Source organism: Halalkalibacter alkaliphilus, assembly GCF_023555415.1.
In the GTDB taxonomy this organism is placed as follows: domain Bacteria; phylum Bacillota; class Bacilli; order Bacillales; family Bacillaceae_D; genus Halalkalibacter; species Halalkalibacter alkaliphilus.
This window is the reverse complement of the sequence record NZ_JAKRYL010000002.1, coordinates 273303-288800: the sequence shown is the minus strand read 5'-3', so window position 1 is coordinate 288800 and position 15498 is coordinate 273303. Positions and strand designations below refer to the sequence as shown.

Sequence of the window (15498 nt, the reverse complement as noted above, 5' to 3'; positions counted from 1 at the left end):
CTCATGAGCGACTAGCAAAATAAAAATTAGCTTCTCATGTTCCATAGATAAGGCTTTATGAATTTAATTTTTTTAAATAATTGATTTTACAACCTTATTTTTAATTTCTGCTAGTTTACCTTTTTTTATCTCAAATACAATATCACAATTTTCAATTGTACTTAAGCGGTGTGCAATAATAATCAATGTCTTTTCCCCTTGTAAACCGTCGATAGCTTTCATAAATTCTTTTTCAGTTTGATTGTCTAGAGCTGAAGTGGCTTCATCCATAAATAAAATCTCTGGATTATGATACAAAGCTCGAGCGATTCCAATTCTCTGTCTTTGGCCTCCCGAAAGCCTGACACCTCGCTCCCCAACTTCTGTTTCTAATTTATTAGGGAGCGATTCAACAAATTCTTTTAATTGCGCTTGTTCTAGTGCTCTCCAAACTGCATCGTCATTAATCTGCGAATTTTCTATGCCAAAAGCAATATTTCCCCGTATAGTATCATCTGAAAGAAATATAGATTGGGGAATATACCCTATTTTTTGTTGCCAAAGTGATTTTATGTTTTTTATTTCGTTACCATCAACAGATATACTTCCTTTTTCCGGATGTAATAATCCAAGAATAATATCAACAAGAGTTGTTTTCCCAGCACCTGACTCCCCTATAAATGCAACTGAATTTCCAATCGGTATAGTTAAAGAGACATCTTTTACTGAATACTCTTGTTGACCTGGATAACGGAAAGATACTCCGGTTAAATTAATTGATTGATGAAATGCTCTCCTTCCTTTACGGATTAACAGGTCATTTGCATCTTTATCAAGAATACTATTAGAGGATTTGTCTTTGTTGTTAAACAAATCGTCGTAAACAACTGTTAAAGCTGGCTGACTGTATCGAATAGTTGTTATTAATGCAACAACACGATTGATCGAAGGCATTAGTCGAAAAGCTGCCATTGCGAAAAGTGCCATTGTAGAAACTAGCTGTGTTGTATCTAAACCTTGGAAAATGATAATAAGCATAGTAATAAGAACAATAGATACCAATAATGTCTCAATAAATAACCTTGGAACTAACTCTAACATTTTCATAAAACGGCTGTTTTTTACTTTAATAAGACTTTGCTTTGTGTAAGCGTTTATAAAGAAGCCTTCTTTCCCTGACACTTTCACTTCTTTACTTGCTCCTAATCCCTGATTAACCCACTTTATAATAGTTCCGCTTACTTTTTGTTGTTCTTTTCCTAAATAACTAATTTTTCTCCGGAACACTTTGAAAAATATAACTACACTGCCACCTAATAATACAGAAGCAGTGATAGTTGCTACAGGTGATGTAAGTAATAACAATATTAATATAAATGTAATGACTAGTACCTCTGTTAGTAGTTGAAAGCTAGACATCACAATTCCTTGGAACACTTTAGGTACTTCTCCGTTTACATTCCTAAGTAGATTTGAAGTATTTTTTTGCAAATGGAAAGTGTAAGGTTTTGTTAAGTACTCTTTAAATAATTCTCTTGATAGTTTTACTTGTTGATTATAAATGACTCTATACTGTACATAATGGAAGAATAATAAATATACATTCTTTAAAAGAAAAACTGAAAGTAAAAAAACAACTGAAAATATAATAAAACCTGTTGTTGTCTGGAATTTAAATAGTTCATATATATATGATAATATTGCTTGCTCTTGTATCATTCCTGGATTAGTAACCATACCAACAAATGGAACAATTAAACCTATTCCTATTGTTTCAAATAGAGCTGCTACGATCATCATAAGAAAAATAATAAATAGCTTTTTCTTTTCATTTTTATTAAATAATATTAGCAATTTTTTTATTGTATCAATCAACCTAATCAACACCTTTAAATTTAATTATGTTTGAATCAGTTCGTTGGAAAATAATCAATGAAATATATCATTCTTATTTTTCATATCTGTTAAGAGATATTGCTTTTTGTTTTAATGAAATTTATATATTTCATTATATTTAACATAATTTAACTGTTCAATTGTCACAATCCTTAGTTCCTAAAAAATTATTAAAAATTTCAAACATCGTTTGGAAAAATTATTTAAGAAGGTTTTCTAGAATATTTTTTAATTCTTATTTTATAATAAATAGTTTTGAAAAGTAATTTTTCATTTTTTTTTAGACATATTTTCTTTAATATATTAATAAATATTGAAGGAGCCTTATATTCTTCAATGTCCTCATAAAATTCTTTTTCATTCAATACTTCAGATATTATTTCATATTTTCGATTCACTGGAATGGTGCTTTTTACAATTTCTTGCAAGTAATTCAAAGTAACATTAGTATAATGCCTTTTTACTTCAGGTATGTAATTTTCAAGATTATATTTTTCACATAAATTTAACATAAATATTTTATTATCTAGAACATCTCTATACAAATCTTCCCTAAATGTCTGAGTTAAAGAATCTCTTGGATAAATATTGTAGTTATATAAAGGTTGTTCGATAAACACTAAATTCTTAATAAGTGGTAATAATGTAAAATTGAAACGTGCATCTTCACTGTGATTCTTATTCTCATCAAATATTATATTAAAATCATTAAATATTGATGTTTTATAAAGTTTATTAACACTTGATACTAGACTGTAGGTTTTGTTTTGTATCAATGAAGGGATTATCTCTTCAACTATTTCTTTATTATTAATAATACAATTAACATTTTTCCAAATAGGTGTTACGTTGTTTGTATTATTTTTGTGGTTAATAATAGTGATCGGGCTAACAACTATCTCTGCATTAAAGGTTATCGCTGTATCAATTAATCTTTCATACATGTTTTTTTCAACAGTATCATCTGGATCAACAAATCCTACATACTCTCCCTTAGCAATTTCTATCCCGCTATTCCTAGCTGATGAAACACCATTATTTTTTTTATGTATAACAATTACTCTATTATCATTCTTGGCATATTTTTCACAAATTTCACCACAATTATCTGGTGAGCCATCATTTACGAGTATTAGTTCAAAATCTTTAAAAGTTTGAGCTAAAATTGAATCTATACATTGCTTCAAGTACTTTTCAACATTATATATTGGAACAATGATACTTATCTTAGGATTCATCCTACAAATTCCTTTCTATTAATAAAACTATCCAGCTTTTTGCTCTCATTTTTCAACTTAGCTTTATCTTTTATTAAATTTGCAATTAATCTTGATCGTTCTTTTCTATTTTCGATTAAATATTTAACTTTCTCATATATTTCTTCATCATTACTTTTAACAATATATCCATTGCACTGATCGTTGATTTGTTCAAAAGCACCTACAAAATCAGTCGTAACAATCGGCTTATTTAAACTCTTAGCTTCTGATAAAGTTAAACAATACCCCTCATGTCTGGATGTTTGAACATAAATGTCTGATTTCTCAATGAACGGATATGGGTTTACTTTTGCTCCAAGTAATATAAAATCATTGCTTACTCCATTTTCTTCTATTAACTTTTCATAACCTTTCCTAGCATTACCCTCCCCAACACAATACCACCGAACGTTATAGCCTTCTTTCCGAAGTTTTGCTAATACTTTTATGGCTATGTCTTGCCCCTTTTCCTTTGAAAGTCGTCCGACGGTCACGATCTTTATTCCTTTAAAGTCATCATCAAATTCAACAGATCTTTGTGCCATTTCTCTAATTAGTTCTTTAGATATAACATTCATAAAGACATCAGTTTTGCTTTCTATATTAGGGATTTTCTCTATTAATTTTTTACTAGCCTCATTAGAAACCGCAAAGATTTTGTCATATTGAATGTATAGTTTTTTATATAGTCTCTCATTGATTAAATGTTTAGAAACATCAAAGTGAACCCACGAAATTTTCTTCTGCGCTGTTACTTTATTGGCTATATAATAATCAATAATATCTGTTGGTCCTTGATATGAAATGGCAACATCATATGTTGTTTCTTTTATAGGAACACTTTTTAATACTTCTTTGTAAAATAAATATCTGTTATCAAGGTATTTCGACACTAAATAAGAACACACAAAACTCGGAATTCTTATAAATTGTTTTCTTAAGTAATAATCTTTGACTGTTTGTTGAGGTGGCTGCATAATAACAGGCTTAATCTCTTTAAACCAAGTAGCTTCCTCTACTTTCACCCAGTCTGGAATTTCCTTCAAGAAACCACCTTTTTTCTCTAAAAGTAAAACTGTAATATCATATTGGTCTTTTGGCATGACAGATAAAAGTGAAAGCAATGACTTTTCTACACCACCAATATTCATACTGCTAAGCATGAATAATATTTTCTTCATTATGGCCACCTCTTAAAAAATGGAATAATTATTAATTAAGTAAGTCTCAAACAGTATAAAAATACTATTTGAGACTTACTAATTAAATTAGCTTGAAAGTTTTTCTATTTCTTTTGTCGAATCAACAATTTCATTGCTAAGATTTTTTTTGAGCTTATTTTTTAATATTTCGTCATCTAATATTTTTTTGATTGCTTGATACATCTCTTCCTCATCAAAATTCACAATTAAACCCGTGTGGTTATGAGTGATCTGTTCTTCTGCCCCAGTAAATTTCGTACTAACAATTGGGTTAGAAAAGCATCTGGCTTCTGCTAGTGTTATACAATATCCTTCATGACGAGACGATTGTACATATACATCACACTCTTTCATAAAAGGATAAGGATTAGATTGACTTCCTATTAAGATAAAATCATTTTCAACCTCATACTGTTTAATAAGTTGTTCATACTCCATTCTCGCATGCCCCTCACCAAGGCAATACCACTTAACGTTATACCCATTTTCTTTTAGCTTCGCTAATACAGGAATAGTGAGATCTTGCCCCTTTTCTTTGCTTAAGCGACCAACAGTTAGAATTCTCACTCCATTAAAAATGTCATCAAAACCTTTTTCTTTTGATGCTAAAGTAACTATTTGATTCTTTGATAAAACATTATAAAACGTATAGAATTTCCCCTTTAATTCAGGAAGCTGATTCACCAGGACATTTTTAGCTTCATTTGAAACTGCAAAGATCTCATCGAATTTTGGGTAGAGCTTTGATGCAAATTTTTGGTCAAATCCTATTTTCGAAATATCAAAGTGAATCCATTGAATCTTCTTTGCTGCTTTCATTTTATGGACGACAAAATAGCTTATGAGATCCATTGGACCAGCATAAGCTACCGCGATATCATACTCTTGATTCAGTTTTGGATGATCCTTTAATAAATATTTGAAGAAATGACTTCGATCTCTAGTTGCTTTGGATAGAATGTGTATGACTGCAATTTGACATGCCTTGATTACTTTACCTTTCTTTAATAAGCTCTTAGCCGTTAAGAGAGGAGGATTATTTAGAGCATCTTTTATTTCCTTAAACCCATTAAAATATTCAACGTTGACGCTGCTTGGAATATCATTTAAGAAACCGCCATACTCCTCTAGCATAAATATTGTTATATCATATTCATCTATAGGCATTTCAGCTATCATGTTCAGTAATGCTTTTTCAGTTCCACCGATATTCATATTTTTTACCATGAATATTATTTTTTTCTTCATTAGGCATTACACTCTTTCGATATAAATTTATCCGATTAATTGATAAAATTTTTCTAGCTCTTCGACATTACCTTTCTTTTCTACTTTCAAATACTTTACAATGTTTTCTTTAAGATTATCATCTTGTAGAACCTTCATAATCCCATTTGCTACAGCTGCTGGATTCATATCCACAACAAGGCCATTTTTCCCATGAACCATTTGATTGTATACAGCATCAAACCTAGTTGTAACGACTGGTACATTCAGCATTCGAGCTTCTGCAATAGCAAGACCAAAGCCTTCAAATTTTGAGGTTTGTACATATAAATCAGCATGTTTAATGTATGGATATGGATTCGCTTTTACACCTAATAGAATAAAGTGATCAGATAAATGGTTTTCTTTGATAGATTGTTCGATCTCTTCTTTTAATGGGCCTTTTCCTAACGCATACCATTTGAAGTTAATACCTTCTTCTTTCAGTTTCTTACATGCTTCTATTGCAATATCATAACCTTTTTGATTAGCCAGTCTACCAATTGTTAAAATTTTGATGCCATCAAAATCGTCCTCAAATCCTCCGTCTAATTCAGCCATTTTTGTTATAAATCCGGGATCGTTAATGTCATATAAGACTTTGACTTTATTTGTATAGTCTGGAAAGGTTTCTAAAAATATATCCTTTGTAGAATCGGAAACTGCAACAATTTTATCGAACGTATTATAAAATTTCTGCTGAAATCTTTTCTCTAGCTCATCGAGTTTGTAACTAACATTTACCCATGCGATTTTTTTCTTTGCTTTTATCTTTTCAGAAACATAGAATGTTGGGATCCCTTGGGAATAACTAATGGCAATGTCATAGAATGTAGGGTTAGTTTCTATCACCTTCGAAGCATACTGCCAAAATAAGCGTGCTTTTTGAGCATTTTTATAATTGTTTTTTCGTATTTTGAGAGAAAATTTCATTCTTGAAGTTAACATTTTAAAATTAGATTTCTTGATTGAGTTTACAAGGGCATTCTTTAAACTTAGATTAGAAAATGTTGTGTATTCCAATGGAGTTAATATATTAACTTCTTTAGGGACTAACTTTTCCAACACTGTTCCATGTGCAAAAAGCATTAAATCGACTTGATACTTAGAATAATCGAGCAAAGATAATAAAGTGACTAAACTCTTCTCCGCTCCTGCACAATCCAAAGATTCAATCACAAACAATAATTTTTTCTTCTTCATTGTATCAATCTCCATGTTTTTTAAACTATTTCAAGCTTCTCCTTCACAATCGTCGAAGAAACTCCCTTCGTATAAGGAAAAAACACCAGCTCCACTCCAGCTTTATTAAACTTAGTTTCAACCTCATTAAAAAGAGGGCTCCCTTTCCAATCATCTCCGACAAACATCACATCAAATTGAATTTGTTCCCAAGCAGCATACTTATCACGATGCACTTGTGGAACTACTTTATCTACATATTTGATTCCCTCAACAATCTCCATTCTTTCATTATGTGGTATAACTGGCTGTTTCTTTTTGTAGCTCATTACTAATTCGTCTGTACTAACGCCTACGATTAAGTAGTCGCATTGCTCTTTTGCTTTTTTTAATATATTTAAGTGTCCAACATGAAACAAATCAAAAACTCCTGTGGTGTACCCAATTTTATACGGCTTCATGTAATTCCCTCCTTTTCTTGTTAAAGCAAACTTCATCTAGTTTTTCCTTTACGTGTTTACAAGCTTCTCCGTTCTCAAATGAACCTACACTTTTTTGAAATCTAGATAGATCTTTTTGATACTCTTCGCTACTGAAGTTTTCTATTTTATGTAACAGCTCTTTATTGCTAACAGCGGTTTTAAATGGCAGTTTATTAATATCAAAATACAGGCTACGGTCATTTTTTGTATAGTCGACAAGGTCTGGAACATACAAGAAGCATGGTCGTTTCGTTAAGCTAAAATCAAACATTAAAGAAGAATAATCACTTATAAGTACATCAGATATGCTTAACAATTCTTGAATATCATCGTATGCCGTAACATCCATAACCCTTTCGCCATAAACTAATTCACTTGATTTAGACAATAGGTGAGGATGGAGCTTGATAAGAAACGTCCACTCTCCTCCATATTTCTTTTGTAATTGATCCAACACTTTATCATAGTCAAGATTATAAACATCTAATTGATTATCTTTCCTAAACGTTGGTGCATATAAGATAACCTTTGAATTTATTGGTATATTTAATGAACTTAAAATCCTTCTTTTTGTACTTTTATTACTTTGAATTAAAAGGTCATTTCTTGGAGTGCCTTGTTCAAAGATTTCACCCGAATACCAAAATGCTCTTTTAAAGATGTCTGTACTATACTTACAACCAGATAATAACAAATCACATTTCAGCGAATCTTTTTTTGCCATCTGAACATATTGTTCTGGCAGAGATTCCACAGCATCCTTTTCAATTTGTTTTAATCTCAGTGAACTATGCCATGTTTGGATATAATACTGCTCTCTCCTTTTTACGAATAGTTCAGTAGTACGAAAGTTTGTAATAATTACTTTCGATGTACATAATTCGTAGAAATATCTTACTGTCATCACCTTAACTTTCCGGATTCCATTTTTTTCTGGAATTAGGTTAGGATTATTAAATGCCCATACTAGATCGTATGTTTTAGCATCGTTACTTTTAAGAATGTACTCGGTTATATATTTTGGATTGCATCCATATTGGCTCCCGTAATAGCTAAAGAAAAAGATTTTATTTTTCTTAATAGGAAAACAGTTAAATAGATGGATGAGGAAGAGAGCTAGTGTTGTTTTTATGCTCCCTATTAACTTATTCATTTAACATGCCTCCTCTATGTATTAATGCGCTCTAGCCCAATCGGTCTTGGGAGCAATTTTATTTTTCTTAATAATTTCTTAGCTGCAAGGAAACCAACATTTAAGTAGGGATGAATTAAAAATAAAGCCAATTGTTTTTTTAATTCCTTATCCTTCTTTACAGCTTTATTAAATTGTGCAGCATGAGTTTGAATATAGTTTTTGATTTCTTGCTTATGTATGCCACCTTTATCCTTTTGTCCATTTAATAGAAGAAGGTTAAAGTGAGTTAAACATGTTCTTACTATCACCTTATATGATTCATCAATAAGCCCTTCATAATGTCCTTCAATAAAAGAATGCCTTTCTTTTAACCCTTTGATAATATCTAAGTTTCTCGGTGTATAGGTTGCAACTATGCTGTCACTCCGCTGCAGATAATAGAATTGGGGTCGATTTAATATCACATACTTGTTCACTTGATGCATCACCTTATGAGCCCAGAACACATCTTCAAATAGAACGCCTTTTTTAAACGGGATATCTTTAATCAGCTTTGTTCTATAAAGCTTCCCCCAAGCAAAGTTCTTCACTCTTTCATTAATGACTAACTCAGACATGACTTCTTTATTATTTAAGATCACGGGAGGATCGTCTTGGGAATAGTACCTATTATCAAATAACAAATGATCTTCATAGGCATAATAAAAAGCCGATTGCACGACATCCGCTTGAAACGATAAACTAGTCGATACCATGTCCTCAATCATAGAAAGATCGGCCCAATCATCACTGTCAACAAACAGGGTATACTCTCCTGTTACATATTTCATTCCATAATTTCTTGCATCTGATAGACCGCCGTTTTGTTTGTGAACTGCTTTGACGCGAGTATCTTTAGCTGCATACTCTTCAATCATTTTCCCGCATTGATCAGGAGAACCATCATTGACAAGAATCACCTCAAGATTTAAGTAAGTTTGATTCAAAATGCTATCTACGCATCTAGCAAGATAATTTTCTACTTTATAGATAGGAACAACAACACTCACTTTTGGTAGCATGTTTTGTCCCTCCTTACACAAGTTGATATAACTTCTCTAATTCGTCATTATTACCGTAGTTTGTAGCTTTACAATTTTGTGTTAATTTAGTTCGTAATCGAGTATCTAGATAAAGCTCTTCAATACCATTTGCAATCCCTTCAATGGACATTTCGCAAATGCACCCATCAAACCCAGTTCTTACTTGGCTATTTGCTGTTGTATAGTTTGTGATTAACACTGGCTTCGATAGGATTTGAGCTTCCCCTACTGTTACAGCTTTTCCCTCATAACGCGATGGCTGGACATATAAATCAGCTTCTTTCATAAATGGGTAAGGATTGATTTGTTTCCCTAATAATATGAAGTGATCTTCCAGACCGCTCTTTTCAATCAACCCTCTTATCATTTCTTCATCTCCGCCATATCCAACAACATACCAAGCTATGTTGTCATAGCCTCGATTTTTTAATGCTTTTAATGCATGTACGGCGTTGTCAATTCCTTTAGCATGGGATAGTCTAGCCACAGTAATAATTTTAAACCTTGGATCCTTAACCATTGGATTTTCAACTTTTTCATTTGCTAAATGTCTAACCATATCTGGAGAAGTAATGTTCTCTAAGACTACAACTTTCTTTTGTAATCTAGGATATTTTTGAATAAATGAATTTTTACATTCCTCAGATACAGCTATAATGTAGTGAAATTGATCCCACATTTGAATATCCATCTGTACATTCGTTTCTACTGTTGAAAAGTCGGTATGGATCCAGGCGATTTTTGTTATGGCCTTCACTTTATTAGCAATGAAATAATGAGGCCATAAGTAACTAATGGCAACATCATACTCTTTCTCTAATTTCGGTAGAAAGGGCAATGAATATTTCCACATATATTGCATTTGCTTATAGCCACTTTCAGAAGAGTTACTTAGACTTGCTTTGTATTTGGCAATTAGTCTAACAAGCCCTAATGAAAGGTTTCCAGATTTTAACGTTTCTCCTATGGAAAGTCGAAACGTTTTATATGGCTTTAACTCAGTTAATAGGTTTGGCTTACTTGGAAGTAGGTTCATAAAGTCACCAGTATGACTGTAGAGCATGACATCAACATCATACTTTTGATAGTCAAAGTTATTGAGCATACTGATCATGCTTCTTTCTACTCCGCCAACCTCCATATCAAATGAGGAGATTAATATCTTCTTCATATGTCCCTCCATTATTCATTGCGATTGGTAAATACTCATTAAATTATCAATCCCAACCGGTAATGAATAACCACTTTTTTCAAATGCTTCGGTTACGTCTAATTTCTTTTTCTCTACTTTGTTAGCTGCTTCAAGTATTTTCTCTGCCCAAATATCAGGGCCATCAGCTAGCTTTAATTTTGTAAGTAAATTCATGTGTAAGTCAGCTTCTGGTTGAATCGCTTCAGAAACAATACAAGGTACTTTGCAAGCTTGAGCTTCTAACAACACTAAGCCCAATCCTTCATAAATAGAAGGAAACACAAAAACATCCATGCTATGTAACATAGTATGGATATCATCTCTAAGTCCGACGAATCGTATGTGTTCGTATAAGCCTTTTGCTTTTGCTTCTTCTTCAATTTGTTTGCGAAGGTCACCGTCTCCAACAAGAAGCAATTTGGTGTTACTGTTTTTATTTAGCGTACTTTTTAGAATATCTAATAAAAAAGTATGATTTTTCGGTTCAATAAATCTGCCAATATGGCCAATAACAAAGCTATCTTCTAATTGTGCTTCTTTCTTGAACCTCGTTACAGCATGTTTATGATCACCTAAAAACGTTGAATACTCGATAAGATTAGGAAAAAACGAATACTTTTTGCTGTTAACTACTTTATTACCAAATAAATAACTACCAGCTTGATTGCTGCACGCCAGTAACTTCGTTGAAACCCCAGAGATCACCGTTCTCATTGAATGAATATATAGTTTTCTAATTAAACTATCGCTTTTATCGAGGGTCGTATGTGCATGTGCAATTCTCACCTTAACTCCGGCGAGCTTTGCTGCTATATTAGCAATCCCGCAATGAAACAGTGTATGAGAATGAACCACATCATACGGGCCATGCTTCTTCATTACTTCTATCATTTCTTTAATTGATTGGGTGTTTGATAACTTTATCACTTTCCCGCCCAATTGCTTAATTTCTTCGTCATAATGAGCATCCTCTTGACTGTACGAAATAAAATCAAATTGCACTTTTGTTCTGTTAACATTTCGAAAGACATTCATTAACATAGTTTCCGTTCCAGCACGGTTCATTGCACCAACAACGTGCAATACCTTTAATGGCTTACGAGCATTCATTTGCTACCCCTTATACTTTTAATTTTACCGACTTCTTAATACAGTCGATTACCCTCATTTGGTCTTCTTCTTTTAAGTTAGATCCTGAAGGTAAACAGATACCTGTAAAGAATAACGTTTCTGAAACATTTTCTGCTTCATCATGTTTGTAATATGTTACACCTTTGAATAGCGGCTGCAAGTGCAGTGGCTTCCAGACAGGACGTGCTTCAATGTTTAGTTCTGACAATGAATCTATTAGTGACTGAACGGATACACCCGCCTCTTTTTTGTTGATCGTTAATGCCGTAAGCCATCGGTTTGACCGGGTACCTTCTAATTCAGGCATGAATTTGAATCCTGGTAAATCAGCTAATTCTCGTACATAGTTTTCAAAAACCCTTCGCCTTGACTCCACTCTTTCATGTAATACCGCTAATTGCGATCTTCCAACGCCAGCAAGTATATTGCTCATCCGGTAGTTGTAGCCTAGTACACTATGCTGGTAATGAATGGCTTGATCCCTTGCTTGCGTTGCTAAAAAGCGCGCCTTTTGAAGTGCCTCGAAATTGTTAGAGACAAGCATTCCACCACCGGATGTCGTAATGATTTTATTTCCATTAAAGGAGTATATTCCAAACTCTCCAAAAGTCCCGCTTGGCTTTCCTTTATAACTTGAACCAAGTGATTCAGCAGCATCTTCAATCATCGGTACTTGATAAGCACGGCACAGTGAAACAATTTCATCCATTTTTGCACTTTGACCGTATAAGTTTACAACGATGACAGCTTTAGGAAGAGCTCCTGTAAGTGCCGCATCTATGAAAGCTTTTTCTAATGCCTGCGGAGACATATTCCATGTATCTGGCTCAGAATCAATAAAGACTGGTTCAGCACCTTGATAAAGAATGGGGTTCGCACTTGCCACAAAAGTAAGACTTGAACAAAATACTTTGTCTCCTTTTGTTACTTCTAATAAAGAAAGAGCCAAATGAATCGCTGCGGTTCCTGAACTTAACGCGACAGCTTCATTGACTCCAACATAAGTAGCTATTTCTTTTTCAAATGCATCGACATTCGGCCCAAGTGGTGCAATCCAATTTGTGTCAAAAGCTTCTCTTATGTATTTCTGCTCTTCCCCGCTCATGTGCGGAGATGACAGATAGATTTTTTTATTTTCTTCCTTATTGTACAAGTTTATCACCTTCTTTCATTGTTAGTTTTGCAGGAATACCAACAGCTGTTGAATAAGCAGGAATGTGAGAAATCACGGTTGCTCCAGCACCAATGGTCGACCATGCCCCGATACTAATATTGGGAATAATCGTAGCACCTGCCCCGATATGCGCACCTTCTTGAACGACGACCGATCCAGTTATCGTTGCATTTGGTGATATATGAGTAAAATCTTCAAGATGGCAGTCATGCTCGACAATGGCCCCTGTATTGATAATTGTATGATTTCCTACTTGCGTATCTGAGTTAATAATAGAATATGGCATGATAACTGTACCGTAACCAATTTTTGCTTCTGGACTAATAATGGCTGAAGGATGAATTAATGTTGTAAATAACTCCATTGGTAAATCTAGTTGACTAACTACTTTTTTTCTAATTTCGTTGTTACCGATACCAATAACAAACTTTATATCCTCAAAACGATCAGCAAACATATGTGCCGAAGCAATTGGTCCTGTATACAATTCATTTTTTTTCTGAAAATAGTTATACTTATCATCTAGGTATCCAATAACTTTCATTTCCTCTATAGATAAAATGAGATCACTTAACACTTTGCTATGACCACCGTGGCCAATGATTACAACCTTCACTCCTACTCACCACCAATTCTTGAATTAGTACCTTCAAACCGCTCAATCGTCGCGCTTCCTGGCTGGTTAATTCCTTCACGCTTCACCACTTTATAAACAGTTAAGAAAAGGATCTTTATGTCCAAAAGGAATGATTGATTGTTCACATACCAAACATCTAATTGAAATTTTTCTTCCCATGAAATAGCATTTCGCCCATTTACTTGGGCCCAGCCGGTAATGCCAGGTCGAACATTATGCCTCTTAAACTGTTCTTCCGTATATAAAGGAAGGTAATCCATTAACAAAGGTCTTGGACCAACTAAGCTTATGTCCCCTTTTACAACATTGATTAGTTGTGGAAATTCATCGAGACTGAGCTTCCGTAAGAAAAGCCCAAACGAGGTTAATCTTAATTGGTCTGATAGTAAGTTTCCATTCTGATCTTTTGCATCTGTCATCGTTCTAAACTTGTAAAGATAAAACGGCTTCCCGTGTATACCAGGACGTTCCTGCTTAAAAATAACTGGCTTTCCGAGCTTTACTCTAATCAATAAAGCAATAATGGTGATAACGGGAAATAAAAACAGTAATAAAGATAACGAAATAACCAAATCGAAAGTGCGTTTGATATCGGTCACCCCCATGTTGAACTACTTCTCATTCATTTCGTATCTTTATTAGCTGTCATAAATTCTTGTTTTATATCTTCAATTATTTCTGTTACACCAATGTTTTCTGTTTCTAAGCCTTTTTTATAAATGGTTATTAATATTTCTTGTAATTTCTCCTGATCAATTTTATCTGCGATTTTCATTAGTTAAATCCCTCATTTTCACTCACTAAATGGTAGAAATTCACTTCTATAAATGATATTTAAGGATAGGACATGCTCTTGATAAAAATAAAACAAGTAACAAGCAACGATTGCGAAATATATAAATTTTTGATCCTTTTCTTTAAACACTTTTACAACCCAAGCAATAAGGATTAATTGATAAAGCCCAAAGTAAATATTAAACCTAGCAAATATCCAGTTCTGTGAAGCAATAATAATAAATACGAGATTCAATAAACATAAATTTACGATATAGTCGCTCTTAGGGAATAACTCTCTTAATCTTTCTCTTCCTATAAAAGCCAGGGCAAGTGGTGCTGCATTAACAGCAATTCTAAGAACATTGGCCCCGCCTTCAGCAAAGTTTGCGTAATTCCCATATTGACTATCAGATATAGCTGAGAAGAGTAATTCAGAAAATTGGTTATATCCGATAACGATTACCACTGCTAATGCTAATATACGGAACGTCGTCTTCGTCCATGCCTCTCTTCGAATAATAAAATAAATAGGGATTAAAATAAGTGCACTTTGATGAAAAGTTGATGCAATTAATACAACGATAATGAATTTTTTCCAACTTCCATCGAATATATATTTGGTCGCTGCAAAAATGACAGCGGCCGCAAGAAATTGCCTTATCCCATTCATCGAAACCAAAAATAAGCCACTTGCTATATAAACATAGAGGCTTAATTCAAATAATCTTGCATATTTATAAAGAACCATGACAATTAGAGCATTTGTTATTAATGCAGTAGTAAAGATCATGATTTGAGCATCATAAGAGAAATTCTGCAAAAACATTTGCAGTACTCCAAATCCTATGTCTTTCTCGTTGCTAATGTACTCCCAAGTAAATATATTTTCATCATATATGCTTCTATACACATACGTGTCACCAATATTTCTCCTTAAACCAGATACTAACACTAAAGTCATAAGTGCAAAAAATGCAAAGAGTCTATTTGGTCTAACTGACACTGGTGAATTTGCAAATACCGTTGCAGGTTTAGCTAAATATCTAGCATAGATGGAAAATACAGATACAAGCGAAAGATTAATCCATAACATTGTCATCTCAT

The 15498-nt window shown here is 33.2% G+C and carries 15 protein-coding genes; all 15 read right to left on the bottom strand.

Annotated elements, in window-relative coordinates; translation table 11 throughout:
* Positions 1 to 72 precede the first annotated feature (72 nt).
* The 15 genes from MF646_RS02990 to MF646_RS02920 all read right to left on the bottom strand — a co-directional run bounded on the left by MF646_RS02990 (position 73) and on the right by MF646_RS02920 (position 15493).
* Positions 73 to 1854, bottom strand: coding sequence for an ABC transporter ATP-binding protein (locus MF646_RS02990; RefSeq protein WP_250095007.1), 1782 nt, complete (start codon positions 1852 to 1854; stop codon positions 73 to 75).
* Positions 1855 to 2078: 224 nt separating this feature from the next.
* The gene (locus MF646_RS02985) at positions 2079 to 3113 is read right to left on the bottom strand and encodes a glycosyltransferase (RefSeq protein ID WP_250095006.1); all 1035 of its coding nucleotides are present in this window, start codon (positions 3111 to 3113) and stop codon (positions 2079 to 2081) included.
* A complete protein-coding gene (locus MF646_RS02980) occupies positions 3110 to 4315 on the bottom strand; it encodes a glycosyltransferase (RefSeq protein ID WP_250095005.1) in 1206 nt (401 codons plus the stop codon). Before MF646_RS02980 ends, MF646_RS02985 begins: the two co-directional genes overlap by 4 nt.
* Before the next feature lie 87 nt (positions 4316 to 4402).
* Positions 4403 to 5584: a glycosyltransferase gene (locus MF646_RS02975; protein WP_250095004.1), complete on the bottom strand. Its 1182-nt coding sequence runs from the start codon at positions 5582 to 5584 to the stop codon at positions 4403 to 4405.
* A gap of 27 nt (positions 5585 to 5611) precedes the next feature.
* The gene (locus MF646_RS02970; RefSeq protein ID WP_250095003.1) at positions 5612 to 6805 is read right to left on the bottom strand and encodes a glycosyltransferase; all 1194 of its coding nucleotides are present in this window, start codon (positions 6803 to 6805) and stop codon (positions 5612 to 5614) included.
* Between the two features lie 20 nt (positions 6806 to 6825).
* On the bottom strand, positions 6826 to 7245 hold the full coding sequence (locus MF646_RS02965) for an FAD synthase family protein (RefSeq protein ID WP_250095002.1): 420 nt from the start codon (positions 7243 to 7245) through the stop codon (positions 6826 to 6828).
* Positions 7232 to 8419, bottom strand: coding sequence for a CDP-glycerol glycerophosphotransferase family protein (locus tag MF646_RS02960; RefSeq protein ID WP_250095001.1), 1188 nt, complete (start codon positions 8417 to 8419; stop codon positions 7232 to 7234). The genes MF646_RS02965 and MF646_RS02960 overlap by 14 nt, the downstream gene beginning before the upstream one ends.
* 14 nt (positions 8420 to 8433) lie before the next feature.
* On the bottom strand, positions 8434 to 9462 hold the full coding sequence (locus MF646_RS02955; RefSeq protein ID WP_250095000.1) for a glycosyltransferase family 2 protein: 1029 nt from the start codon (positions 9460 to 9462) through the stop codon (positions 8434 to 8436).
* A gap of 13 nt (positions 9463 to 9475) precedes the next feature.
* Positions 9476 to 10654, bottom strand: a complete 1179-nt coding sequence (locus tag MF646_RS02950) for a glycosyltransferase (RefSeq protein ID WP_250094999.1) — start codon at positions 10652 to 10654, stop codon at positions 9476 to 9478.
* 15 nt (positions 10655 to 10669) lie between these two features.
* On the bottom strand, positions 10670 to 11785 hold the full coding sequence (locus MF646_RS02945; RefSeq protein WP_250094998.1) for a glycosyltransferase family 1 protein: 1116 nt from the start codon (positions 11783 to 11785) through the stop codon (positions 10670 to 10672).
* A gap of 10 nt (positions 11786 to 11795) precedes the next feature.
* Positions 11796 to 12959, bottom strand: coding sequence for a DegT/DnrJ/EryC1/StrS family aminotransferase (locus MF646_RS02940; protein ID WP_275980182.1), 1164 nt, complete (start codon positions 12957 to 12959; stop codon positions 11796 to 11798).
* Entirely contained in the window at positions 12949 to 13596 is a 648-nt protein-coding gene (locus tag MF646_RS02935; RefSeq protein ID WP_250094997.1) for an acetyltransferase, read from the bottom strand. Before MF646_RS02935 ends, MF646_RS02940 begins: the two co-directional genes overlap by 11 nt.
* A gap of 2 nt (positions 13597 to 13598) precedes the next feature.
* A complete protein-coding gene (locus tag MF646_RS02930) occupies positions 13599 to 14207 on the bottom strand; it encodes a sugar transferase (RefSeq protein WP_338035466.1) in 609 nt (202 codons plus the stop codon).
* Positions 14208 to 14239: 32 nt separating this feature from the next.
* Complete coding sequence (locus tag MF646_RS02925; protein WP_250094995.1) at positions 14240 to 14392, bottom strand: YwzD family small protein; 153 nt, start codon at positions 14390 to 14392, stop codon at positions 14240 to 14242.
* Between the two features lie 18 nt (positions 14393 to 14410).
* The gene (locus tag MF646_RS02920) at positions 14411 to 15493 is read right to left on the bottom strand and encodes an EpsG family protein (RefSeq protein ID WP_250094994.1); all 1083 of its coding nucleotides are present in this window, start codon (positions 15491 to 15493) and stop codon (positions 14411 to 14413) included.
* Between the last annotated feature and the right edge of the window lie 5 nt (positions 15494 to 15498).